The organism is Mesorhizobium sp. M0772 (assembly GCF_040320135.1).
Classification (GTDB): domain Bacteria; phylum Pseudomonadota; class Alphaproteobacteria; order Rhizobiales; family Rhizobiaceae; genus Mesorhizobium.
Window position 1 is genome coordinate 51,652 of sequence record NZ_JAMYPB010000028.1, and the last position, 24,279, is coordinate 75,930.

General features: G+C 63.4%; 24 protein-coding genes. 13 read left to right on the forward strand and 11 right to left on the reverse strand.

Going from position 1 to position 24,279, the window contains the following annotated elements; genetic code table 11:
• Positions 1-6: 6 nt before the first annotated feature.
• Positions 7-477: a hypothetical protein gene (locus tag NKI06_RS19025; protein WP_156033682.1), complete on the reverse strand. Its 471-nt coding sequence runs from the start codon at positions 475-477 to the stop codon at positions 7-9.
• A gap of 54 nt (positions 478-531) precedes the next feature.
• The gene (locus NKI06_RS19030; protein ID WP_352986625.1) at positions 532-2,289 is read right to left on the reverse strand and encodes an ABC transporter ATP-binding protein; all 1,758 of its coding nucleotides are present in this window, start codon (positions 2,287-2,289) and stop codon (positions 532-534) included.
• Positions 2,290-2,464: 175 nt separating this feature from the next.
• Between NKI06_RS19030 and NKI06_RS19035 the strand changes: the two genes are divergently transcribed.
• Positions 2,465-3,745 carry an amidohydrolase family protein gene (locus tag NKI06_RS19035; protein ID WP_352986627.1) on the forward strand — a complete coding sequence of 427 codons (1,281 nt, stop codon included), beginning with the start codon at positions 2,465-2,467 and terminating at the stop codon, positions 3,743-3,745.
• Positions 3,746-3,817: 72 nt separating this feature from the next.
• Positions 3,818-4,741 (forward strand): DMT family transporter, encoded by a 924-nt coding sequence (locus NKI06_RS19040; protein WP_352986629.1) that lies wholly within the window; start codon positions 3,818-3,820, stop codon positions 4,739-4,741.
• A gap of 1 nt (position 4,742) precedes the next feature.
• Here NKI06_RS19040 and NKI06_RS19045 read toward each other — a convergent pair whose 3' ends face one another.
• Positions 4,743-5,645: a phosphotransferase gene (locus tag NKI06_RS19045; protein ID WP_352986631.1), complete on the reverse strand. Its 903-nt coding sequence runs from the start codon at positions 5,643-5,645 to the stop codon at positions 4,743-4,745.
• Between the two features lie 106 nt (positions 5,646-5,751).
• On the opposite strand from NKI06_RS19045, the gene NKI06_RS19050 reads away from it, so the two are divergent.
• Positions 5,752-6,384: a class I SAM-dependent DNA methyltransferase gene (locus NKI06_RS19050; protein WP_352986633.1), complete on the forward strand. Its 633-nt coding sequence runs from the start codon at positions 5,752-5,754 to the stop codon at positions 6,382-6,384.
• 12 nt (positions 6,385-6,396) lie between these two features.
• Here the strand turns inward: NKI06_RS19050 and NKI06_RS19055 are convergent, their stop codons facing one another.
• Both NKI06_RS19055 and NKI06_RS19060 read right to left on the reverse strand, forming a co-directional pair.
• Positions 6,397-8,850: a GcvT family protein gene (locus NKI06_RS19055; RefSeq protein WP_352986635.1), complete on the reverse strand. Its 2,454-nt coding sequence runs from the start codon at positions 8,848-8,850 to the stop codon at positions 6,397-6,399.
• Positions 8,847-9,731 carry a phosphotransferase gene (locus NKI06_RS19060; protein WP_352986637.1) on the reverse strand — a complete coding sequence of 295 codons (885 nt, stop codon included), beginning with the start codon at positions 9,729-9,731 and terminating at the stop codon, positions 8,847-8,849. The genes NKI06_RS19055 and NKI06_RS19060 overlap by 4 nt, the downstream gene beginning before the upstream one ends.
• Positions 9,732-10,152: 421 nt before the next feature.
• Here NKI06_RS19060 and NKI06_RS19065 point away from each other — a divergent pair, with 421 nt between their 5' ends.
• The 10 genes from NKI06_RS19065 to NKI06_RS19110 all read left to right on the forward strand — a co-directional run bounded on the left by NKI06_RS19065 (position 10,153) and on the right by NKI06_RS19110 (position 19,863).
• Positions 10,153-10,917, forward strand: coding sequence for a DeoR/GlpR family DNA-binding transcription regulator (locus NKI06_RS19065; protein ID WP_023685103.1), 765 nt, complete (start codon positions 10,153-10,155; stop codon positions 10,915-10,917).
• A 157-nt stretch (positions 10,918-11,074) separates the two neighbouring features.
• Positions 11,075-11,260, forward strand: coding sequence for a hypothetical protein (locus tag NKI06_RS19070; RefSeq protein ID WP_352986638.1), 186 nt, complete (start codon positions 11,075-11,077; stop codon positions 11,258-11,260).
• A gap of 55 nt (positions 11,261-11,315) precedes the next feature.
• Positions 11,316-11,927 (forward strand): DedA family protein, encoded by a 612-nt coding sequence (locus tag NKI06_RS19075; RefSeq protein WP_352986640.1) that lies wholly within the window; start codon positions 11,316-11,318, stop codon positions 11,925-11,927.
• A gap of 80 nt (positions 11,928-12,007) precedes the next feature.
• Positions 12,008-12,919 carry a LysR family transcriptional regulator gene (locus NKI06_RS19080; protein ID WP_352986642.1) on the forward strand — a complete coding sequence of 304 codons (912 nt, stop codon included), beginning with the start codon at positions 12,008-12,010 and terminating at the stop codon, positions 12,917-12,919.
• A gap of 209 nt (positions 12,920-13,128) precedes the next feature.
• Positions 13,129-14,283, forward strand: coding sequence for an ABC transporter substrate-binding protein (locus tag NKI06_RS19085; protein WP_031244882.1), 1,155 nt, complete (start codon positions 13,129-13,131; stop codon positions 14,281-14,283).
• 206 nt (positions 14,284-14,489) lie between these two features.
• Positions 14,490-15,488 (forward strand): ABC transporter ATP-binding protein, encoded by a 999-nt coding sequence (locus NKI06_RS19090; protein ID WP_023745236.1) that lies wholly within the window; start codon positions 14,490-14,492, stop codon positions 15,486-15,488.
• Positions 15,489-15,708: 220 nt separating this feature from the next.
• Positions 15,709-16,674: an ABC transporter permease gene (locus NKI06_RS19095; protein ID WP_023685099.1), complete on the forward strand. Its 966-nt coding sequence runs from the start codon at positions 15,709-15,711 to the stop codon at positions 16,672-16,674.
• Positions 16,664-17,479, forward strand: a complete 816-nt coding sequence (locus NKI06_RS19100) for an ABC transporter permease (RefSeq protein WP_023673416.1) — start codon at positions 16,664-16,666, stop codon at positions 17,477-17,479. The genes NKI06_RS19095 and NKI06_RS19100 overlap by 11 nt, the downstream gene beginning before the upstream one ends.
• A 104-nt stretch (positions 17,480-17,583) precedes the next feature.
• Positions 17,584-19,011: a gamma-aminobutyraldehyde dehydrogenase gene (locus NKI06_RS19105; protein WP_352986644.1), complete on the forward strand. Its 1,428-nt coding sequence runs from the start codon at positions 17,584-17,586 to the stop codon at positions 19,009-19,011.
• 228 nt (positions 19,012-19,239) lie between these two features.
• Entirely contained in the window at positions 19,240-19,863 is a 624-nt protein-coding gene (locus tag NKI06_RS19110; RefSeq protein WP_352986646.1) for a hypothetical protein, read from the forward strand.
• A gap of 28 nt (positions 19,864-19,891) precedes the next feature.
• On the opposite strand, the gene NKI06_RS19115 is transcribed toward NKI06_RS19110, so the two are convergent.
• The 6 genes from NKI06_RS19115 to fdhD all read right to left on the reverse strand — a co-directional run bounded on the left by NKI06_RS19115 (position 19,892) and on the right by fdhD (position 24,112).
• Positions 19,892-20,206 carry a hypothetical protein gene (locus NKI06_RS19115; protein ID WP_352986648.1) on the reverse strand — a complete coding sequence of 105 codons (315 nt, stop codon included), beginning with the start codon at positions 20,204-20,206 and terminating at the stop codon, positions 19,892-19,894.
• A 54-nt stretch (positions 20,207-20,260) separates the two neighbouring features.
• A complete protein-coding gene (locus tag NKI06_RS19120) occupies positions 20,261-20,623 on the reverse strand; it encodes a nuclear transport factor 2 family protein (protein WP_023688799.1) in 363 nt (120 codons plus the stop codon).
• A 76-nt stretch (positions 20,624-20,699) separates the two neighbouring features.
• On the reverse strand, positions 20,700-21,179 hold the full coding sequence (locus tag NKI06_RS19125) for a carboxymuconolactone decarboxylase family protein (RefSeq protein WP_023688798.1): 480 nt from the start codon (positions 21,177-21,179) through the stop codon (positions 20,700-20,702).
• A 110-nt stretch (positions 21,180-21,289) separates the two neighbouring features.
• Complete coding sequence (locus NKI06_RS19130; RefSeq protein ID WP_352986650.1) at positions 21,290-22,843, reverse strand: alpha/beta fold hydrolase; 1,554 nt, start codon at positions 22,841-22,843, stop codon at positions 21,290-21,292.
• Between the two features lie 134 nt (positions 22,844-22,977).
• On the reverse strand, positions 22,978-23,292 hold the full coding sequence (locus tag NKI06_RS19135; protein WP_352986652.1) for a formate dehydrogenase subunit delta: 315 nt from the start codon (positions 23,290-23,292) through the stop codon (positions 22,978-22,980).
• Complete coding sequence (gene fdhD / locus NKI06_RS19140) at positions 23,282-24,112, reverse strand: formate dehydrogenase accessory sulfurtransferase FdhD (RefSeq protein ID WP_352986654.1); 831 nt, start codon at positions 24,110-24,112, stop codon at positions 23,282-23,284. Before fdhD ends, NKI06_RS19135 begins: the two co-directional genes overlap by 11 nt.
• Positions 24,113-24,279 lie beyond the last annotated feature (167 nt).

Here is a 24,279-nt window from a genome sequence, read left to right on the forward strand (position 1 = left end):
GCCCGGCTAGTGGTACTGGCCGTACCAAGGCGATTTCGGATCGGGAAGATAGGGCCAATCCGTGCGGGTTGGCAGCGATCGCTTTGCGTCTTCCGCCTGTGATGGTGTCAAGAAGATGCCGAACAGGTCGTTTCCACCGTTGAGCGCGTAGTATCGCACGCCCGAATGGGTGAGTTGGTCATTGATGATTTTGAAGAAGACATAAGTGGCCGTGCCCCAGCTTTTGTCTTCGCTGCCCACACTATCCGGGGCGTATATCACGAACTCCTGGCCAGCCGAGCGCACGGCATATCGTGAAGCGTACATGTCTACGCTTTCCTCGATTGCGATTGGGTCTTTCACATATTGCCGAAGCTCGGGCAAAACTTCTTGGTAGGTCTTTGCGATTCCTTGTTCGGCGAGGTTCTCCGCGTCGAGGTGATGCGCCTTGTCGTAGTCGAGAGCCATGGCAGGAGATTGCGCGGCAAAGGTGCCCAACAAGACGGATCGTAGAAAGGACATGAACCGAGCAGCGCGCATACTCGCACTCCGTTATGGCATCAGCTGATATTCATAAAGCTTCTGATACAGCCCGCCTTGGTTGAGCAGCGTGCGATGCGCGCCGCTTTCCACCACCTTGCCGGCCTCCAGCACCACGATCGTGTCGGCCTGGTGCACGGTCGACAGGCGGTGGGCAATGACGATGGTGGTGCGCCCGACCGTCAGCTGCTGCAGCGCGTCGCGGAAAAGCGCCTCGGATTCGGCGTCGAGCGCGCTGGTCGCCTCGTCGAGCAGCAGGATTTCGGCATTGCGCAGCATGGCGCGTGCGATCGAGATGCGCTGGCGCTGGCCGCCTGACAGCAGCGCGCCATTCTCGCCGACATCCGTGTCGTACCCTTTCGCCTGGGCGCTGATGAAGTCATGTGCATTGGCGGCCCTTGCGGCGGCCATTACTTCCTCGTCCGTGGCGCCCTCGCGCCCGAGCCTGATGTTGTGCATGATCGTGCCGGCAAACAGGAACGTGTCCTGGCTGACATAGGCGATCTTTTCCCTGACCGAGGTGAGCGTGGCACAAGAAATGTCCTGCCCGTCGAACATCACCCTGCCGACCTGCGGGTCGTACATGCGCATGATCAGGTTGAGGATGGTCGACTTGCCGCTGCCCGAGGGTCCGACCAGCGCCGTCATCTTGCCTGCGGCAAGCGTCAGGTCCAGTCCCTCGAACACCGGCGCGCTTTCGGGGTAGGCGAAGCTGACATTGTCGAAATGGATCTCGCCCGGCCCGGCCCGCAGCGGCTTTGCATCCGGCTTTTCGGCCAGCGTCAGCGGCCGGTCGGCGAGCTGGAACATCATGCGCACGCCGACAATGCCGGTTTCAAGCGAGATGCGTACGCGGGCCAGGCGCTTGGCCGGCTCATAGGCCAACAGCAGCGCCGCGATGAAGGCCATGATGTTGCCCGGCATCTGACCGCCGCCGCCCAGAACCAGGAAGCCGCTGACAAAAACGGCGCCAGCGATGGCCAGCCCCGCAAGCGTTTCCATAACCGGGCTGGTGGCGGCCTCCAGCGTGGCGATGTTGTTGGCGCGGCTCTCCACGTCCGACACGGCCTTGTACATGCGCTTGCGCATGGCGCCTTCGAGGCCGAAGGATTTGACGACGCGCACGCCGATCGCCGTTTCCTGCATCACCTGCACGATCTGGCCGAGCGAACGGAATTCTTGCGAGGCAATTTTTCGGACACGCTTCAGGATACGATTGACGCCGTAAATGGCGATCGGCCCGATCACCAGACAGATCAGGGACAGCGCCGGCTGCTGCCAGACCATCACCCCCACCAGCGCAGCCAGCGTCACCAGGTCGCGAACATAGGACGTGACGATTTGGTCGAGCACGCTGCGCGCGGCCTGGGCATTGTTCGTCATGCGCGAAATCAGTTCGGACGAAGAGGTCGAATGATAGAATTCGATGCCTTGCGCGAGAATGCTGTCATAGATCTTGCGCTGCCGGTCGGCGATGATGGCATTGCCGACCCTGCTCATGAAGTAGGCCTGGATGAAGTTTGCGAAGCCCTTGAGAATGAAAATCGCTCCGGTCGCCGCCGCGATCAGATTGACCTGCTCAATCCTCTTGTAAACCACGAATTCATTGGTGATTTCGCGCAGCATATAGGCGCTGGCTGCTGTCGTTGCCGCCACAACCAGCATCGACAGAATGGCCGCAGCGTAGCCAAATCTATGCGCGTGAAAGGATTCCCGCAAAAGCCTTGCGATAAGGCGCTGGTTTTCCGTCGAACGGAAGAAGCGAAACAAATGGCCGATCCCATGCCTGACTGACGAATTTCGGATTCGCCACCGGGGCGAAAGGCGGCTTATAGAGCGAGTTGTGGCCGGATGGAACCTTTCGCTGTCGCGGAGACAATCGGCTGCGGCACGGTGTCTTTTGCGCCACGATTGCGGCGACTGATCTGCAGGGAGATGACGACAGATGGATTTCGACCTTGTTGTACGTGGCGGAACGCTGCCCGACGGCACCGTCGCCGACCTCGGCATCATCGGCGAGACGATCGTCGCCATCGAGCCCGAACTGCATGTCAGCGCCGGCACGTCGATCGACGCCCGTGGCAATCTGATCTCGCCGCCCTTCGTCGATCCGCATTTCCATATGGATGCGACGCTGTCCTACGGCATTCCACGCATCAACGCTTCGGGTACGCTGCTGGAAGGCATTTCGCTGTGGGGCGAGCTGAAGCCGCTCCTGACGCATGACGCGGTTCGCGAGCGGGCGCTCGCCTATTGCGACTGGGCGGTCTCGATGGGCCTGCTCGCCATCCGTACCCATGTCGATGTCTGCGACGACCGGCTGCTGGCGGTCGAGGCGCTGCTCGACGTCAAGAAGATTGTCGCGCCCTATATCGACCTGCAATTGGTCGCCTTCCCGCAGGACGGGTTTTATCGCTCGCCGACGGCGCGCCAGAACACGCTGCGCGCGCTCGACATGGGCGTCGACATCGTCGGCGGCATCCCGCATTTCGAACGCACCATGGCCGACGGCACGCGCTCGGTGACCGAATTGTGCGAAATCGCGGCTAAGCGCGGGCTGATGGTCGACCTGCATTGCGACGAGACCGACGATCCGCTGTCGCGCCACATCGAGCAGCTTGCCTATGAGACCCACCGCCTTGGCCTTCAGGGCAAGGTGGCCGGCTCGCACCTGACTTCCATGCACTCGATGGACAATTATTACGTCTCCAAGCTCTTGCCGCTGATTGCCGAGGCCGGTGTGTCGGCGATCCCCAATCCGTTGATCAACATCATGCTGCAGGGCCGCCACGACACGTTTCCCAAACGCCGCGGGATGACCCGGGTGAAGGAGATGCTGGCGCTCGGCATCCGCGTCGGTTGGGGCCAGGATTGCGTTCTCGACCCCTGGTATTCGCTGGGCACCGCCGACATGCTCGACGTCGCCTTCATGGGGCTTCACGTCGCTCAGATGTCGAGCCCTGCCGACATGGCACGCTGCTTCGACATGGTCACCAACGTCAACGCCGCCATCATGGGCCTCGATCATCTCGGCCTTGCCGTGGGCAAGCGCGCCAGCTTCGTCATCCTCGATGCCGGCAACCCGATCGAGGCCTTGAGGTTACGTGCCGAACGGCTGTGCGTCGTCGCCAGGGGCAAGGTGGTGGCCGAGCGCACGAAGCAGGAGACACGGCTGTCGATCGCCGGCCGTCCCGGACAGGTGAACCGGCGGCACAAAACTGCGTAGAAACAGCCGATTTCCGCCGCTGGTCTTACCGATTTGCCTCGTCAAAGCGGCCGCTTGCAGCTAGGGAGCCGCATGGCCCAGTCGCTCGTCCGCACCTTTACCATCAGGAACGTGCTTTTGGCCGGCATCCTGTTGATGCTGGCCGGCGACTTCATGTTCGCGCTGAACGACGCGATGGGCAAATGGCTGGTCGCCAGCTTCTCGGTCGGTCAGGTGGTGCTGATCCGATCGATCGGCGCCTTCATCGTGCTCGGCCCGATGATCGCCAACCAGGGCGGCGGCAGACTGTTCCAGATGGAGCGGCCGGTCCTCCAGATTCTGCGCGTGCTGGCGACCACGGTGGACACAGCCTTGTTTTACGCGGCCGTCGTCTATCTGCCGCTGGCCGATGTGATGAGCTTCTACATGGCCGGGCCGATCTATGTGGCGGCGCTGTCGCATTTCCTGCTCGGCGAAAAGGTCGGCTGGCGCCGCTGGGCCGCCATCCTGGTCGGCTTCTGCGGCGTGCTGATCATCTTGAAGCCCTCTTCGGCGGCGTTCTCGCAGTCCTCGCTGTTCGCGCTGGTCGGCAGCATTGCCTTCGCCTTCGCCATCATCCTCAGCCGCCGCCTGCGCGGCACCAGCGACACAACGCTGGTCACCTGGCAGACTATCGGCACGCTGCTGGTCGGCGGCGTGATGACCATAGGCGCCTGGCAGACGCCCTCGGCACTCGATTTCGGCGCCATGCTCCTGCTCGGCATCGTCTCCTGCAGCGCGCATCTGATGATTACCAGGGCGCTGAAACTGGCCCCTGCCTCGACGCTGGCGCCGCTGCACTACAGCCTGCTTCTATGGGCGGTGATCTTCGGCCTGGCATTCTTCGGCGACGTGCCGGGACCGCGCATCCTGATCGGCTCGGCCATCGTCGTGCTCGCCGGCCTGTTCATCTTCCACCGCCAGAAGGTGGTCGAAACAGTCGTGCCGCCGGAGAACGTGCCGAAAGGCGTGAATTGACCTAACCTTGGCGCACCGCCGCCAGATGCCGTGAAAACTCAGGCGTTTCCATCAGCGCCTTGCAACGGGCGAAGCGGCCGTCGGCATAGGCGCGGAAGTCCTCGACCGGGTTGTTGTTGGCAAGCTGGATCAGCCCCCACAGCGTCCACAACAGGTCGCACATCGCCTTGTAGGTGACGACGCGGCCGCGCTCGGCCGGTTTTGCCTCGCCGCCGAAATAGGCGCGCATCATCTCTTCCTCCTGCGCGGTGTCGAACCGGCCTTCGACCGAGAGGTCGCCGAGATCCCAGAGCGGGTCGTTCATCCCCGAATATTCCCAGTCGACGATCCACATCCGCTCGCCCGTATCGAGCAAATTCTCGCACAGCGGATCGCAGTGGCAGGCGGCAAGCGGCAGTCTATGCGCGGCAAGGGACGCACGCACGGTGTCGGATTCGCGCACCACGTCGTGGTAGCCCGGCGGCAATGCGACGTCCTTGGTCGACAAGACCTTGAGATAGTCGTCGATCATCGCAAACAGCTCGAAGCGGAACGGGAACACCGCGCCTGACGAGTGCAGCTTGCGGAAGGCCTCGCCGGCGCGGGCCGGGCTGCCGTCGCGCAGCTTGAACTTCTCCGGCGACATTGTCTCGGCGCCGGCAACGAAGCGGCTCGCCATCACGCCTGTCGCAGGGTCGACATGCAGCACCTCGGGACTGACGCCGGCCTTGGCCGCCTCACGCGCCGCCACCGCTTCATTGGCGCGGTTGATATACTCCTCCGTGCCTTTGCCGGGGATACGCAGGCAGATATCGCCGGCCCGAAAGACGAGATTGGTCATCCCGCCCAGCCGCTCAAGCGGTCCGTCATAGCCCGCCAATGCCGGAATTGCCGCAAGTGTTGCGCGTGCCTCGTCCGTCCCCATGCCTGTTGCCCTTGGCCGTGTATTTCTTCCGACAACGGTTCCACAGTTTTCGCCGTTTGGCTATCATCCGATCGAGGGTGAGCAGCGAGCTGGCGGAGAAACAGCCATGGCGGGCAACAAGGATCATGGCGGGCTTGGCGCCGCCTATGCGGCGCAACGGCCCGAGGACGTCGCCGCGATCTATGACAGTTGGTCGGAAACCTACGATGCCGATATGTCGGCCGCCGGCTACCGCCATCCGACGATCTGCCTGGCCCTGCTCGCACGGCATCTGCCGCGCGGCGCCGCACCGCTTCTCGACGCCGGCGCCGGCACCGGGCTGATCGCCGAGTGGCTGGCCATCACCGGCTATCCCCAGGTCGAAGCGCTCGATATTTCGCAAGGCATGCTGTCTAAAGCGGCGGCAAAGGGCGTCTATTCGGCGCTGCATTGCCTGGCGCTCGGCGGGCCACTGCCCTTTGCCGACAATGCCTATGCCGGCATCGTCTCGGCCGGCGTTTTCACCTCCGGCCATGTCGGCGCCGAGGGGCTGGACGAACTGATCCGCGTCTGCCGTCCCGGTGGCGTCATCGTGCTGACCATCAAGAACACGCTGTGGAACGCCGGCTTTGCCGATCGCATCGCTGCGCTCGAGGCTGAGGTCAGGGTCGTTCGTGCCGAGGAGACTGCGCCTTATGTTTCGATGCCGGGCGAGGCTGACACCGTGCCCAGCCGCGGCCTTGTACTCCGTGTGAGCTAATCCAGGTTTCGTCTACGCCTTGATCCTGCTCATCGAAGAATCGTACATCGGTTCGAGATGAATGTTGGCCGGCGTCCGTTCCATCGCGACCACCAGCTCATAGTCCCCTGAGCTGAGAAAATCGTCGCTGACGCCATCGGCGTTGCGGACATAGCCATAGCCGATGTTCTTAGCCAGCGTGTAGCCATAACCGCCGCTGGTGAGATAGCCGACCGGTTCGCCATTGCGCAAAATCGTCTCGCGCCCGACCAGCACGATATCGGGATCGTCGACCGTGAAGCCGGCAAAGCGTTTCTTCAGGTCGGCGCCGCTGATCTTTTCGAGCGCCCGCCGGCCGACGAAATCGGTGTTCTTCCTCAGCTTCACCGCCCAGCCGAGGCCGGCCTCCTGAGGCGTGTCGTTGGGGGTGATGTCGGAGCCCCAGGCGCGGTAGCCTTTCTCCAGCCGAAGTGATTCCAGCGCCCGGTAGCCGATCGGCCGGATGCCGTGCGGCTTGCCTGCCGCCATCAGCGTGTCGAAAATCTCGCCGGTGGCGGCGATCGGCACATGCAATTCCCAGCCGAGCTCGCCGACATAGGTGACGCGCAGCGCCCGAACCGTATGACCGGCAATGGCGATCTCGCTGACATGGCCGAACGGGAAGGCGGCATTCGAGACATCCGCGTCGGTGACGGCCGAAAGCACATCGCGGGCGCGCGGCCCCATCAGCGACAGCGTGCCGAAATCCTCGGTGACATCTTTCAACGTCACGTCGAGGCCCTTGCCGACATGGTCGCCAATCCAGGAGAGATCATGCGTGCGGAAGCCGGTGCCGGTCACGATGTAGAATTTGTCTTCGGCGAGCCTGGCCACCGTCAAATCGGCCTCGATGCCGCCGCGCGTGTTGAGAAGCTGCGTGTAGGTCAGCCGTCCCACCGGCTTGGCGACATCGTTGGCGCAGATCCAGTCCAGCGCCTTTGCCGCATCCGAACCCGTCATTTCGTATTTGGCGAAGGAGGACTGGTCGAAGATGCCGACTTTCTCGCGCACATGCCGGTGCTCCTCGCCGACCGGGCCAAACCAGTTCTGCCGGCCCATGGAATAAATGTCTTCGGGTCTGGCGCCCTGCGGCGCGAACCAGTTCGGCCGCTCCCAGCCGAGTTTGGAGCCGAACACGGCGCGATGTTCTTTCAGCCGGTCATAGAGCGGCGAGACGATGCGCGGCCGGCCCGACAGATACTCCTCATGCGGAAAGCCGATCGTGTAATGCTTGCCATAGGCTTCAAGCGTGCGGTCGCTGACCCATTGCCGGTCGCGGTGCAGGCTGGAAAAGCGCCTGATGTCGACCACCCAAAGGTCGAGCGGCGCTTCACCATCGACAACCCATTGCGCCAGCACCCAGCCGGCGCCGCCGCCGGAAGCGATGCCGAAGGCGTTGAAGCCGGCGCCGACGAACATGTTGGCGCATTCGGGCGCGACACCGAGGATGAAATTGCCGTCCGGCGTAAAACTCTCCGGCCCGTTGATTATCTGCTTGACGCCGACCGTCTCCAGCGCCGGCACGCGCGCGATCGCCTGGCTCATATGCTGCTCGAAATGATCGTAGTCGTCGTCGAACAGCCGGAACTCCCAGTCGTCGGGGACATCGCCGCCCGGCAGGCCGGTCGTCCAGGCTTGTGGGTTCGGCTCATAGCCACCCATCACCAGCCCGCCGACCTCTTCCTTGAAATAGGTGCGGCGGTCGGGATCGCGGATTGTCGGCGCGTCGGTCGCCAGCCCGTCGATCTTCTCGGTGATGATGTACTGGTGCTTGACCGGTTGCAGCGGCACGCAAATGCCGGCCATCGCGCCGACCTGGCGCGACCATTGCCCGGCGCAGTTCACCACCTTGTCGCAAGCAATGTCGCCCTTGTTGGTCTTCACCGCGGTGATGTGCCCGTCCGTCATGTCAAAGCCGGTAACGCGGACGTCCTCGAACAGCTTGGCGCCATGCATGCGCGCGCCCTTGGCCAGCGACTGCGTGATGTCGGAGGGGCTGGCCTGCCCATCGGTCGGCAGCCAGGAGGCGCCGACGAGGTCGCCGGTCTCCAGCAGCGGCCACATCTTTTTGACCTCCCCCGGCGACAGCAACTGCATGTCCATGCCGAAGCTCCTGGCCGTCGTCGCCAGCCGTTTATATTCGGTCCAGCGGTCGGCATTGGTCGCAAGCCTGAGGCACCCGGTCATCTTCCAGCCGGTAGCGAGCCCGGTTTCGGCTTCCAGTCCCTTGTAGAGCTCGACCGAATATTTGAGCACGCGGGTGATCGAGGCGGACGAGCGCAACTGGCCGACCAGCCCGGCCGCATGCCAGGTCGAGCCCGAGGTCAGCTTGCCCTGTTCCAGCAGCACGACATCGGCCTTGTGGTCGCGCGCCAGGTGGTAGGCCGTCGAACAGCCGATAATGCCGCCGCCGATGACGACGATGTCGGCATGCGTGGGCAAGCTCATGACTGTGTCCCGTATTTCGTGCGGTAATTGTCCAGCGCCGCGTCAAGCCGCGTCAGGTTCTCCGCGGTGTAGGCGACGTAGTCGATGCCGGGCGCGTCGAGGTAAAGTTCGGAAACCATGCTCCACATCGCCTCGCGCAGCAGCGAGGCGCATTGCATGGCCGCGTGCGAGCGGCGGATCGCCTCATCCGGCTCGCGCATGAAATACGCCGTGAGGAAAGTGAAGGACTCCGCGTCGCTCATCTCGGCGTTGGAGGCAACGCCGGCAAGATCGAACATCGCGGTGTTGAAACCGGCATATTCGAAATCGATGAGCCACAACCTGTCGCCATCGTCGAGAATATTTGCCGGCAAAAGATCATTGTGGCCGAAGACGATCGGCAGCAGTTTCTGGGCCCGCTCCAACTCGTCGGCCAGAGCCAGCAGCCTGGGCAGCTCGTCGCGCTTGCGGCTGCCGCCTTCGCTCAGCGTTCGCGCATAGTCGCGGATGACATGGAAGACCCAGAACATGAAGCCGGCGCCTGAGATGCGATTGGGCATCTCGCGATGGAACCCGCGCATAAGGGCTGCGACGCGGCCGATATTGGCGCGCACGTCCTCGGCAACATAGGTTTTCGCGCCGAGAAATTCCGTGACCATGATGCCGGGTTCGGAATGGCGGACCGCCGGCGCGAAGCCTGCGGCGTGCGCCGCGCGGGCCGTCATCACCTCGCGGTCGCGAAAGACGTGGTGAAATGGATAGTCCTGGCCGAAGCGCACGACATGCCGCCCGGCCGCGTCCTTGACCAGATAGTTGGCGTTGCTGAGGCCGCCCGGCAGCGGCGCAATGTCGATGCTGCCATTCCAGCAAGGCAAGGCCCGGATGCGGTCTTCAGCAGTCACGGGGCCATCCCTGACTTTTGCGGAGCTTCGATAGGCGCCAAGCGCCGCGCAACGAGGGTTAGGGGAAGCGCAAAAATCTCGTCGGTGCGGGACACAGGAACTCCTATCCCGCACCGCACCGACGAGCCCCTCTGGCCAGGTTTTGATACCCGGTCTCCGCCCCCGCGGATTTGAAAAACTTTGTGCCAGTTGAATCCCAGACGGTCTGGCCAGACGGTCGGGTCCGTGAAATGCGGCTCTGCCATCACCCTCCCGTGGCAGTTCCGAAGCCCTGTCACGCCATCAATGTCACGCTAGTGCTGCTTATCTGTCAATGAAATGTTGTGACTTTTTTTGGGTGTTTTGCCCGAAACCACGAGCAATTCCTTTAAAAACGTCTGCATTGCCCTAAAACCGGGCAGGCCGCAAATCAGGAAGCCACATGATCCATTCGAAACGGCATGGCGAAATCCTCCGCCTCCTCAAGGAAGAGGGCACCGTCACCATTGCCAGCCTCGCCGACCGGCTGGGGGTTTCGCTTGAAACGGTGCGCCGGGATGTCAAGCCACTGACCGGCAACGGATCCGTCTTGAAGATGCATGGCGCTATCGGCCTGCCGTCGATGGCGGGCGAAGCGCCGTTCGAGCGGCGCATGCGCGACAACGCCGAGGCCAAGCGGCTGATCGCCCGCATGGTCGCTGCCACCATTCGCGACGGTGAATCGGTCATGCTGGACACCGGCACCACGACCTCGTTCCTGGCCCGCGAACTGCTCGGCCACCGGCGGCTGACGGTCGTCACCAATTCATCCGACATCGCCCGCACGCTGGCCACCGTCAACGGCAACAAGGTCTATATGGCCGGCGGCGAATTGCGCAGCGATTCCGGAGCCGCCTTCGGCGCCTCGGCGATCGATTTCGTCAGCCGCTTCTCGGTCAGCCATGCGGTGATTTCGATCGGCGCCGTCGATGCCGCCGCAGGCCTTGCCGACTACGATCTGGAAGAGGCGGAGTTCGCCCGCATGGTGCTGTCGCGCGGCCAGCGCTCGCTGGTCATCACCGACCACACCAAGTTCGGTCGCCAGGGTCTGGTCCAGGTCTGCGGCTTCGACGGTTTTTCCGAACTCGCCACCGACCAGCCGCCGCCGCGCGACATTGCCTCGGCACTTGCCGAGGCTGGAGCGCGCCTCAGCATCGCTGCGGCCTAGCCAAACACCAGCGACTGGCGCGCCGCGATCCCGGCCCATGCCGCCACCCGATACCACGAAGGCGATGTTGTGCATCATGCGCGCCGCGTCGCCGGCCGCATAAGATGTCGTTCTGGTGAAAAATTGTTTTTCAATCATCCCGCTCTTCGCAATGTCCATGCAACTTGGCAGCCGCAAACAGCGCCTCCTCGAAATGCGGGCCGGGCGAATCGCCCGCATCAGCAATGAGGCCACCATGCTGCAAACGATGCCTTGTCTTTCCTGGACGCTTGCGCGCTCCGACCTGGAAGCGGACCCGGCTTGGCCGGACATTCCGCAACTTTCCGCCGGCGACGGTGTATGACGGTGTATAAGGTGTCCAGGATCAAGAACCTCAAAACCTATGACTGGCGCTTCGCATGACTGATCCACTGTCGGCGATCCTGGGCTTCGGCCTGCTTGGTGTCGGCTGTCTCGCCTTCACTGAAAAGATCCTGCCGCTGCCGCCCTCGCATGTGCTGCTGCTGTTCCTCGGCATGACGGCAGCCTCCGATCTCCTGGCGCTGGCGATTCTGCTCCTGGTGACGACGCTGTCCGCCATCACAGGCTGCCTTGTCTGGTATAGTGTGGGCCGTAGGATTGGATTGGATCGTGCCGACAGGCTGGTCGAGCGTTTCGGCAAATATGTCTGCTTGCGCTATGCGACCTACAGCAAGCTTGGTCAGGCCTATCGCCGCCATCATGTCCGGGTCTCCTTGCTGGCGCAGTTCATCCCGACGGTTCGCAACTATCTGCCGATCGCGGCCGGCGCGCTCCGTCTTCCACTCTTGCCCTTCGCGGCGGCGACGCTGCTCGGCGCCACGCTATGGAACACCGGCTTCCTCGTCACCGGCTACCTTATGCGCGGCAGCGGCCGGGATTCCTATGCCATCGGCTTTCGCATCATCGTCATCGTCATGGCGCTGGAGACGGCGTTCATGCTCGCGCTGCGCTACGGTTCAGCCTGCCGGCGGCGCCTCGGATTCCGCTGACCAGGAGGTGCCTCAAGCCGTATGGGTATAAGGCCCGCCTTCGGCTTTCCTTCCCCGTCGCGCCGGTGTTTAGTCCGGCCATGGCTTTCACCATCCGCCAGTTGCAGTTCTTCATTGCCGTCGCCGAGCAAGGCACGGTGTCGGGCGCCGCACAAAACCTCTCCATCTCGCAATCCTCGGTCACCGAGGCGATCAAGGAGCTGGAGAGCGATCTCGGCGTCGAATTGTTCGAGCGCCATCCGCGTGGCCTCAACATTACCCACAAAGGCCACCAGTTCCTGCGCCATGCGACCAAGATCCTGGCCGACGTCTCCGACGCGCGCCGCGCTTTTTCCGACGACCAGGTGGTGGCCGGCGGGCGGCTGCAGCTCGGCGTCACCTCGCTGGTCGCGGGCTATGTGCTGTCCGATCTGCTGGCGCGCTACCGCCGCGCCTATCCCGGCGTCGATGTCTCGGCCATCGAGGACAATGGCGACTATCTCGAACATCTGCTGATCGGCGGCAAGCTCGACATTGCCGTCATGGTCACCTCCAATTTGCGCGACCGCACCGCGCTGCAGTCGGAAATCCTCGAGGTCTCGGCCTACCGGCTGTGGGTCCCGCTCGGCCACAAGCTGGCCAGCGCCGACATTATCGGCATAGGCGACATTGCCGGCGAGCCGCTGATCATGCTGACCGTCGACGAGATCGAGGAGAACACCGGCAAGCTTCTGGCGGCGATCGGCGCCAGGCCGCATGTCGCCTTTCGCACCCGCTCGGTCGAAGCGGTGCGCAGCCTGGTCGCCACAGGTGCGGGCGTGGCGTTGCTGCCCGACCTAGTCTACCGGCCTTGGTCGCTGGAAGGCGACCGCATCGAATCGCGCGACATTTCGGGCTCCCTGCCGGTCGTCCAGGTCGGCATGGTCTGGCGCCGCGGCTCCGGTCTGCCGCAGGCGTCGCGCGACTTCATCGGCCTTGCCCAGTCGCAGCGTACGGTACGCCAGCAGCGTTGATACGGTGTGTGCTTATCTATCGGAAAAACCGATATCGCGTTTCTGATAAATGAATTTGCGAAACCGGAATTTTCCGAGCACTTTTCATCTGGGACGAAAGCCGCCATCAGAGCGGCAACGTGCCATCGGATGAACTGACGCTTTTCAGCCTGCGGCTGACTGCGGCGGCGACTCGCTTCGCAGTCAGGCGCCAAAATGGGAGATTGACGATGTACTCATTTCTGAAGACGTGCACGGCCTTGACGGTCGCGCTGACCTTTTCCGGTCAGGCTGTCGCCCAGGTCAAGGAGCTCGGCAAGGGCGAAGGCGAGGTCAGCATCGTTGCCTGGCCGGGCTACATCGAGCGCGGCGAAACCGACAAGGGCTATGACTGGGTGACCTCCTTCGAGAAGGAGAGCGGCTGCAAGGTCAACGTCAAGACCGCCAACACCTCCGACGAGATGGTCTCGCTCATGAATGAGGGCGGCTTCGATCTGGTCACCGCTTCGGGTGATGCCTCGCTGCGCCTCGTCGCCGGCAAGCGCGTGCAGCCGATCAACACCGATCTCATCCCGAGCTGGAAGGCGGTAGACGACCGTCTGAAGGATGCGCCCTGGTTCACCGTCGACAAGGTGCATTACGGCGTTCCCTATCAGTGGGGCCCGAACATCCTGATGTACAACACCGATGTCTTCAAGGAAGCGCCCAAGAGCTGGAACGTCGTCTTCGAGGAAATGAACCTGCCGGACGGCAAGTCCAACAAAGGCCGCGTCCAGGCCTATGACGGCCCGATCCACATCGCCGACGCCGCCAACTATTTGATGTTCCACAAGCCGGAACTCGGCATCAAGGACCCGTACGAACTGAACGAAGACCAGTACAAGGCAGCGCTCGAGCTGCTGCGTGTTCAGCGGACGCTGGTCGGCCGCTACTGGCATGACGCCGCCATCCAGGTCGACGATTTCCAGAACGAAGGCGTCGTCGCTTCCGGTTCGTGGCCTTACCAGGTCAACACGCTGGTTGCCGCCAAGAAGCCGGTCGCCTCGACCGTGCCGGAAGAAGGCGTCACCGGCTGGGCCGACACCACCATGATGGAGGCCGACGCCGCGCATCCCAACTGCGCCTATATGTGGCTTGAGCATTCGCTGTCGCCCAAGGTCCAGGGCGATGTCTCGGCCTGGTTCGGCTCGCTCCCCGTGGTGCCCGCTGCCTGCAAGGGCAACGAGCTGCTCGGCGAGGAAGGCTGCAAGACCAACGGCTACGAGAACTTCGACAAGATCAAGTTTTGGAAGACGCCGGTCTCGAAGTGCGCCACCCAGAACGACCAGTGCGTGCCCTACTACCGCTGGGTGTCCGACTATATCGGCGTCATCGGCGGGCGGTGAGCTCCCTTAACCCTCCCCCTTGTGGGGAGGGTCGACGCGCAGCGTCGGGGTGGGGGCAACGCTGACGTCCAGTGCTAGTCACCCCACCCGCGGCTTCGCCGCGACCTCCCCCATCGAGGGGGAGGTGAAGTGCCGTGCCCGCTGGCCTGATTGGTGGCGGCAAGAGCTATTTCGACGAACACAAACCGGCAACAGACGGACAGCCCATGACATCGGCCGTTTCCTTCCAGAAAGTCTCTCGCCATTTCGGCAGCGTGCGCGCCGTCGATGCGGTCGATCTCGATATCGTGCCCGGCGAGTTCTTCGCCATGCTCGGTCCGTCGGGGTCCGGCAAGACGACCTGCCTGCGCCTCATCGCCGGCTTCGAGCAGCCAACCTCGGGCTCGATCTCGATCTTCGGCGACCGCGCCGAGGGCATGCCGCCCTATCGTCGCAACGTCAACACCGTGTTCCAGGACTACGCGCTGTTCCCGCATCTGAACGTGCTGGACAATGTCGCCTACGGGCTGATGGTCAAGGGCGTCGCCAAGCCGCAGCGGCAGAAGGCGGCGGAAGAGGCGCTGTCATTGGTGCGGCTTCCAGGCTATGGCGCCCGCCGTCCCGGCCAGCTCTCCGGCGGCCAGCGCCAGCGCGTGGCGCTGGCCCGTGCGCTGGTCAACCAGCCCAAGGTGCTTCTGCTCGACGAGCCGCTCGGCGCGCTCGATCTCAAACTGCGCGAGAACATGCAGGAAGAGCTGAAGTCGCTGCAGAAGGCGCTCGGCATCACCTTCGTCTTCGTCACCCACGACCAGGGCGAAGCGCTGTCGATGGCCGACCGCGTCGCCGTCTTCAATGACGGCAAGATCATGCAGATCGGCACGCCGGAAGACATCTACCAGCGGCCGAAGACCCGCTTCGTCGCCGATTTCGTCGGCTCCTCCAACGTACTGCCGCCGGACTTCGTCCAGCGCTATTCCGGCCAGCACCGCTGGGGCAGCCTGCGTCCCGAATCCATCCGCATCGGCCGCGCCGCCAAAGGCGAGGGCGTCGCCGCGCGCCTGGTCGGAACCAACTATCTCGGCGCTACGACCAAGCTGGCGCTCGACGCCGACGGGTTGAGGCTGCACGCCATCGTGCCGGCCGGGACAAAGCTGCCGGCGGAAGGCGAAGCGGTGGTGCTGACGTTCAACCGCGAGCATTTGCATTTGATGGACGAGCCGGCATGATTGAGGTTTGCGCCAAGCACCCCCCTCTGTCCTGCCGGACATCTCCCCCTCAAGCGGGGAGATTGGCTGTTCCTCCCGGTTTCGCCAATCTTCAACGTTGGGGATTTGGCGAGGCAGCGAAACTGCTGATCTCCCCCCTTGAGGGGGAGATGTCCGGCAGGACAGAGGGGGGTGTGAAGGAACGCGGCTTCTCAGGGTTCCTTCAGCACGCGGTCGCCCCATGACCATCGCCGCGCTCAACTCAACCTCCGCCCCCGCCATCCTGCCCGGCAGCGGTGGCATGCGCGGCGCACTGTCGGACCTTTTCTGGCGCAAGCCGCAACTGCTGCTGTTCCTCATGCTGCTGCCGCCGGTTCTATGGCTCGGCGTTGTCTATATCGGCTCGTTGTTCGCACTTCTGGCGCAGAGCTTTTTTTCGATCGACGAGTTCTCCGGCCTCATCAACCACGAATTCACGCTGAAGACCTATGGCGACCTGTTCCAGCCCGCCAATCTCGACATCATCCTGCGCACGGTGACGATGGCGGTTCTGGTCACGCTGGCCTCCGCCGTCATCGCCTTCCCCATTGCCTATTACGCGGCGCGCTATGCCCGCGGCCGGTGGAAGGCGCTGTTTTATCTCGGAATCATGCTGCCGCTATGGTCGAGTTACCTCGTCAAGATCTACGCCTGGAAGCTGATCCTCGCCAAGGAAGGCATTTTGACCTGGCTGCTCGCCAAATTGCATCTGCTCTGGGTGCTCGATGGCTGGCTGTCGCTGCCGGTCGTCGGCGGCAACTCGCTGTCGGTCTCCGCCACCGGCACCTTCATCGCCTTCGTCTATGTCTGGCTGCCGTTCATGATCCTGCCGGTGCAGGCGGCATTGGAGCGCGTGCCCGGCAATCTGGTCGAGGCGTCCTCCGATCTCGGCGCATCGCCGGGCCAGACCTTCCGCAACGTGCTGTTCCCGCTGGCGCTGCCCGGCATCGTCGCCGGCTCGATCTTCACCTTCTCGCTGACGCTGGGCGACTACATCATCCCGCAGATCATCGGCACGTCGCGGCTGTTTATCGGCCAGGCCGTCTATTCGCAGCAGGGCACCGCCGGCAACATCCCGCTCGCCGCCGCCTTCACCGTCGTGCCCATCGTCATCATGGGTTTCTATCTCTGGGGCGCCAAGCGCATGGGGGCCTTCGATGCGCTCTGACGGTTCGCAATCCGCTCCGCTCGGCCTCAAGATCGCTGCCGCCTGCGGCCTGCTGTTCCTGCATCTGCCGATCTTGTTGATCTTCGTCTACGCCTTCACCACGGAAGAGAAGAGCTTCGTCTGGCCGCCGCCGGGGCTGACCACACAATGGTTCGCCGTCACCTGGAACCGTCCGGATGTCTGGCAGGCGCTGTCGCTGTCGGTCCGGGTCGCCGCCATCTCGACCGCGATTGCCTTGATCCTGGGCACGCTGTGCGCCGCCGCCGTGTCGCGGACGAAATTCTTCGGCCGCGAGACCATCTCGCTGCTCGTCATCCTGCCGATCGCACTGCCCGGCATCATCACCGGCATCGCATTGCGCTCCGCCTTCTCACTGGCCGACATACCGTTCTCGTTCTGGACGATCGTGCTCGGCCACGCCACCTTCTGCGTTGTCGTCGTCTACAACAATGCGGTCGCCCGTTTCCGCCGCACTTCCGGCTCAATGATCGAGGCCTCGATGGATCTCGGCGCCGACGGCTTCCAGACCTTCCGGCACGTCGTGCTGCCCAACATCGCCACCGCTCTGCTTGCCGGGGGGATGCTCGCCTTCGCGCTCTCCTTCGACGAGGTCATCGTCACCACCTTCACCGCCGGCCAGCAGCAGACCGTGCCGATCTGGATGCTGGAAGAGCTGATCCGCCCACGCCAGCGTCCGGTCACCAATGTCGTCGCCATGGTCGTGGTGCTGGTGACGCTGCTGCCCATCCTTGCCGCCTATTACCTGACCCGCGACGGCGACCAGATCGCCGGTTCGGGCAAATGAAGAACAGCGAATAGGGAGTAGCGAACAGCGAATAGGGGAGATTGCACGACCAGCCCATTCGCTACTCGCTATTCGCTACTCGCTCCTGACCGAGGAGAACCTGCATGGACACCCAGATGCTGATCGGCTCGAAGTTCGAGAACGGCACCGAGACCGAGGAGCCGATTCTGAATCCAAAGACCGGGGCGACCATTCTCAACCTGCCTGAAGCAAGCCAGGCGCAGATCGAGGCGGCTGTTACTGCCGCCGGGCGAGCATTCGTCTTGTGGTCACACACAACGCCGGCGCAGCGCTCCGGCTATCTCCTCAAGATCGCCGACCGCATCGAGGCCAACGCGCGGGAGTTCGCGGCGCTCGAGGCGCTGAATTGCGGCAAGCCGATCAACGCCGTGCTCAATGACGAGATCCCGGCGATCGTCGACTGCTATCGTTTCTTTGCCGGCGCTGTGCGTTCGATGCCGGGCGTGGTCGCCGGCGAATACATTCCCGGCCACACCTCGATGGTGCGGCGCGATCCGATCGGCATTGTCGCTTCCATCGCGCCGTGGAACTATCCACTGATGATGATGGCCTGGAAGCTGGCGCCGGCCATTGCCGGCGGCAACACCGTCGTCTTCAAGCCGTCGGAGCAGACGCCGCTGACGGCGCTGAAGCTGGCCAGGATCCTGGCCGAGGTTCTGCCCGAGGGCGTCGTCAATGTCGTGCTCGGCCGCGGCGACAGCGTCGGCAACACGCTGATTAATCACGCCAAGGTCAACATGATTTCGATCACCGGCGACGTCGCCACGGGCAAGAAGGTGCTGCAGGCCGCCGCCAAGTCGGTCAAGCGCACGCATCTGGAACTCGGCGGCAAGGCGCCGGTCATCGTTTTCGACGACGCCGACCTTGGCGCCGTGGTCAACGGCCTGCGCGCTTTCGGCTACTACAATGCCGGGCAGGATTGTACAGCCGCCTGCCGCATCTATGCCGGCAAGAAGATCTACGACAAGCTCGTCGCCGATCTCTCATCTGCCGTCTCGACCATCAAATACAACCAGCCCGATGACACCAAAAACGAGATCGGGCCGCTGATCTCGCGCCGCCAGCGCGATCGCGTCTCGAGCTTCGTCGAGCGCGCTTCGGAACTGAAGCACATCGAGATCACCACCGGCGGCAAGCCCGGCGAAGGCTCCGGCTTCTATTACCAGCCGACGGTGGTTGCCGGCGCGCTGCAGGAAGACGAGATCGTGCGCCGCGAAGTGTTCGGTCCGGTCGTCTCCATCACCCGCTTCTCCGAAGTCGATGAAGCCGTGAACTGGGCCAATGACAGCGACTACGGCCTGGCATCCTCGGTGTGGACCAAGAACGTCTCGCGCGCCATGGCGACGGCCGCCCGTCTGCAATATGGCTGCACCTGGATCAACACCCATTTCATGCTGACCAACGAGATGCCGCATGGCGGGTTGAAGCAGTCCGGCTACGGCAAGGACATGTCTCTCTATGCGCTGGAGGATTATACCGCCGTTCGTCATGTGATGGTGGCGCATGGGTAGAGGCCGCCACTATCTCTAAAATATTCGCCACCGCGTTTTCTGTATATTAATCGTGAGTTACTTTTGCGGTACGGCGGGAGTTCACGATTTACTGAATATTCAACCTGAATGAGCAGCCTCTTGCCGGGAAACCGCGCGGCGAGGGGTTTGCGCATGAACACGACCAAGATCAAGCTGGTACTCATTGGCGGCTTCTGTCTGCTGATCGCTGTGTTCGGCGGCAAGGACATGATCAAGAAGAGCGGCTGGCCCGAGGCGCCTGCTGAAATCCTCGCGGTCAATGTCGAATGCGACATGGAATCGACCACCCACAAGATTGTCTACAAGACCGTCAGCACCGCCACGATCCCGTGCGAACTGGTGGATGCGTTCAAGACGGTTCATGCTGACAAAGAGTGGAAGGTGACCCAGAAATTCACCGGCACCTTGCGCGTCGGCACCGGCGCCGACGCCGTCGAGGCCACGATGGAGCTGAACAAGAACGGTGCCCGCGAACCGCAGGTCGGCGACAAGCTCACCGTCGTCCAGAACCCCGCCAACCCCACCCAGATCGAACGCACCGGCATGACCGGCACGCGTTTGACGATCGTCATTGGGGCTGGACTGCTCGGCGCGTTGCTTCTCTATCTTGCTTTCAAACCCCGCCGGCGGATGTCGACCTCCGCCGTGGCGGGCAACCCTGCCGGAGATGCCGGCGCGGACCAGCGCGCGCGCCAGGCCGACGCCTTGATAGCGGCGGCCCTGGCCAAGCAGGCCACATTGCCCAATCAGCCGGCACGTGTCGCGGCTGCCGGATTGGCCAGGGAAGGGCGGTTTTCCGGGCAGCGGACGAGTTTCGGCCGCCGCAACTGATGGCCGAAAACTGCTGCACCTGCCACGGCTACTCCACGATGCGGTAGATGTTCCAAAGGCTGGTGCCTGAAACGACGTAGGGCTCCATCTCCTTGCCCCATTTGGCGTGGGCGTCGATCATGCCGATCCTGGCGAAGAAACCCTCCAGCTGGGCAAGGCTTTCGACCTTATGATGCGATTCGACCGTCGCTTCCCGAGCTCCGATCGAACCGGTCATGATCTGGAACTCGAGATCGGCAATGCCGACCTGAGAGCCGATCTCGCGTTCCCATTTCTTCAACAGGTCGAGCACGGTCTGCTTGTGCCCGAACTTGGCGTCGATCTGCCATCTGGCGCTGAACATTTTTGTCTCCTCCAGTTTTGCGGCCCAACCGCGGTTGATCTTTCCGCGGTGGAACTACTCGTCCCAGGCCTGCACGACGGTCTGTCGTGCAATCCGCCCATTCTTCAGCTCCAGCATCGCCGCGCAGAACACTTTCGTTCCGTCCGGATAGGCGCAGGCCTGGGTGAAGGCGAGATTGTCGCCATCGGCGATGGTGGTGTCGACCTTGTGGGTCATCGCCCGGCTGCAGATGTCGTCCCAGAAGGTGCTGATCGCCGCCCGGCCGCGGATCTCGCGCGGCTTGCTCGGCGGATTGTTGCGGTCGATCACCCGCACCAGTGCGTCGTCGGCATAGAAGCTAGCGAGCATCCTGCCGTCCCGTCCTTCGATCGCTTTCTTGATCGCCGCGCCGTCCACGCTCTGCGTCTTGGTCAGCATCTTCTCCTCCATGGCCCGTTGATCGGGCGGTTGAATGATCACAAGCAATGCCCGGCGCACCGCCCGGCATTTTCTTTCACTGCGACTTGGCTTTGACGGCTGCGAACACGCCGTCGGTCTGTTGTTTGAAGGTCGCGAAATCGACCTGGCTGCCGTTGAGCATCGTCGACCAGTGGCGCACGATCGCCGCCATCGCGATCGCCTCCTTGATCTCCTCATCGGTCGCGCCATTGAGCTTGGCGGCCTCGGTGTGGAAATAGATGCAGTACTGGCAGGGGATCTGCGAGGCGACGGCCAGCCCCAGCAGTTCCTTGGTCTTGCCGTCGAGCGCGGTCTTGGGGTTGAGCTGCACACCCTTGATCTCGGCCCAGGCGCCGGCAACCGCGACATCGGGCAGCGTCTTGAACATGTCCGGCACTGAGCCGAGCGTCGCCTCGATGTCCTTGTAGGCGGCGGCCGCCGAGGCATCCTCGGCTCTGGCGGGAGCGATCGTGAACAGCGCGCCAACGCCTGCCGCTATCACCAGCGATTTGATCGACCTGTTTGACTTCAGCATTGCATCCTCCATCCGCAGTGCCTTTCCCGGCGACATCCGCTTGGCCTGCATGGAGAGAATTGGTACGCCTCGACCCCACCTGGCCGCTTCGCCCGAAAGCGCCATGGTCCCTATGGCCCGTCCGGGCCAGCCTGCCTGGCGGAAAATGCCGCTGCCGCCGCCCGTGACGGCAAATCGAGCTTCAGCAATATGTTGGCGACATGACGCTTGACCGTATGCTCGCTGAGCCTCAGCTCGGCGGCGATCGCGGCATTGCTCTTGCCGTCGGCGATCAGGATAACCACCTCGCTTTCGCGCGCCGTCAGTTGAGCCGGCTCGGCGGGTTTCGCCTTGGAGCGGCAGGCCGGCTCCAGGTGCTGTTCCGACGTCGCCTGGACCAGTGCCAGCGGCTCGTCCAGCTCATCCACCGTGACACGCCCGGCATCGATGAAATGCAGGCCGGACCCCGCCGCCAGATCGGCGGCCAGCCGCGACGCCAGAATATCGCCGCGCCCGGCATGGGCGGCGATCTGCATCGTCACCCGTGCCATCAGCCCCACCGGCGGCCCGCGCATTTCGACCTCACCGACATGGGCGCCCTGGGCGCTTGCAATGCCCATATATTGCGCCGCATCGCGCAGTGCCGCCGCGCAGCGTATGGCCCGCGCCGGCCCGTCGAAGCGCGAGATCATCAATTCGCCATGGATGCCGGCGACGCGTCCGCCATGACGGCCGACCAGCTGCCGCCAGCTCTCCTGGAAGCGCTCGCTGCGTTCGCTCCACATGCGGTCGCCAACCCGCGCCGTGTCGTAGATGCGTGTCGCCAGAAGAGCGGCAAGCACGCGCTCCGCTTCGGCCACGGCACGCTCGCCGGTCAGGAATTCCTCGATCAGGTCGGCCACCCGGTCGACATCGCCGGTCCAGATCGGGTGATCGCGCCCGGGGACCTCGACCAGTCGCGCATTCGAGATATTTTTCGCCAGAAAGCGGCTGGCGTCGGGGTCGACCCGCGCGTCGTTGCGGCGATGGATGAGCAGGGTCGGTGCGCCGATCGCCGAAAGCACGCCGCGCACGTCGATCCCGGCATTCATTCGGGCAAGGGCTGCCGCTGCCGTCGGACTGGCCGACAGCCGCTCGAAGCGCGCCCACCACTGGGTGAAATGCGCATCATCTACCCGGCCGGGAGCGAAGTTGGGCAATGTGGCGCCCGTGCCCCATTCCGTGCCGGCCGTCGCGATGAAGGCCTCGAGGCGCTCCGGCGACATCACCCATTTTTGGAAATGCGCATAACCGCCATAGAGCGCCAGCGCTCGTGTCCGTTCCGGATAGGTGGCGGCAAACAACATTGCCATCGGCGCGCCTTCCGAAGCGCCGAGCAAGGCCGCACGGCCGCTGCCGGTGGCATCCATCACCGCGCGCACATCGTCCATGCGGGTTTCGAGGCTGGGCAGATGGCGTGGGTCGACGCGGTCGGACAGGCCGGTGCCGCGCTTGTCGAACAGGATCAGCCGCGAGAACGCCGAGAGCCGTTTCAACAGCCTGGCGTAGCCCTCGTCTTCCCAATGCAGGTCGAGATTGGAGATGAAGCCGGGCACGAAAACCAGGTCGAACGATCCCTGGCCGACCACCTGATAGGCGATCCGCACGTCGCCGCTGAGGGCATATCGCGTCTCGATCGGCCTCACGTTGCTATCCCGCCCGGCCAGACGATTTCTGGTCGCCGACCATAGCAGACGCCCGGCGGATGCGCAGCCAAACTTTAGAAGACAGGAATATAGCCCGCGGCGAACCGTGTTCGCCCGCCATTTCTGGGGGGAGGCTATTTCTGGGGAGCGGCGCTCTCTGCACCCGTGGGTTGGACGTAGCCGATGCTCACATCGGCCTGCTCATCGGTCTTCGGCCGCTTGATCCTGGCCGAGGCCACGACGACGAGTTCGTCAAAACCTTCGCCGCCGCTGTCCAGCATCTCGAGGAACTGGCGGCGCATCCTGGGCTCCCAGAACTTGTTGATGTGCTCGGCCACGCCCGCCACACCTTCCTCGCGGGGCCTTGAATGGAAGAAGGCGGCGATCTGGTTGGCCATGCGCACCAGCTTTTCCCCGGTGCTCGTGATGTGTTCTTCGTCATGCGACATGCTGGGCAACTCCCAAGACCACCCGTTTCGGGTGGGTGAAAACATCGAAATCGTCGCCGCGCACCAGCGCCACCAGCGTCATGCCGGCCTCATCGGCGGTGCGGATGGCAAGGGCCGTCGGCGCCGACACGGCGATGATGAAGGCGGAGCCGATCGCCGCCGTTTTCTGCACCATCTCCACCGAGACGCGTGATGTCACCACCACCGCGCCCGATGCACCGTCAATGCCGGCCTTGGCCAGCGCGCCGGCCAGTTTGTCCAGCGCATTGTGACGGCCGACATCCTCGCGCGCCATGACGATGCCTTTGCCGGGAATGTAGAAGCCCGCTGCATGCACGGCGCCGGTTTCTGAATGCAGAGGCTGCGCCTTGGACAAAAGCTTTACCGAGCGGGTGATGTCATTGGCTTCAAGCGTAGGTTTTGACGCACCAACCTTGTCGACCGAGCGCATCGCTTCCTCGATGGATTCTATGCCGCACAGCCCACAGCCAACCGGCCCGGCCAAGCGCCTGCGTCGCGCCTCGAAGCGGGTGTTGGCCTGGTCTTTCAACCGAATCTGGATGTCGATGCCGGCGCCATGGTCCTCGACCTCAATCGCTTCGATTTCGCTGGGCAACGCGATGATGCCTTCGGTCAGCGAAAAGCCGAGCGCGAAATCCTCGAAATCGGCCGGGCTCGCCATCATCACCGCATGTGTGGTGCCGGCAAAGGAGAACGCCACCGGCGTCTCCTCCGGCACCATGCGGTTGGCCGTCGCAGTGCCGCTGGCGCGGTGGGCAAGGCGAGAGATTTGGGTGGTGGCTTGGCGTTTTCGGGTCACGAGGCGCGCCCCTCTGCCCTGTTCGTCCTAAGCAGTAGCTGTGGAGGCTCGCGCCTTTCCTCTCCCCCGTCGATCGGGGGAGAGGTGTAAAGCGAAGCTTGCCGGAGTGGGGGTCGCCTGCTCGCCAGCTAGGCCGGTTTGCCTGGTCTTTGGGTTGTGCGCGACTT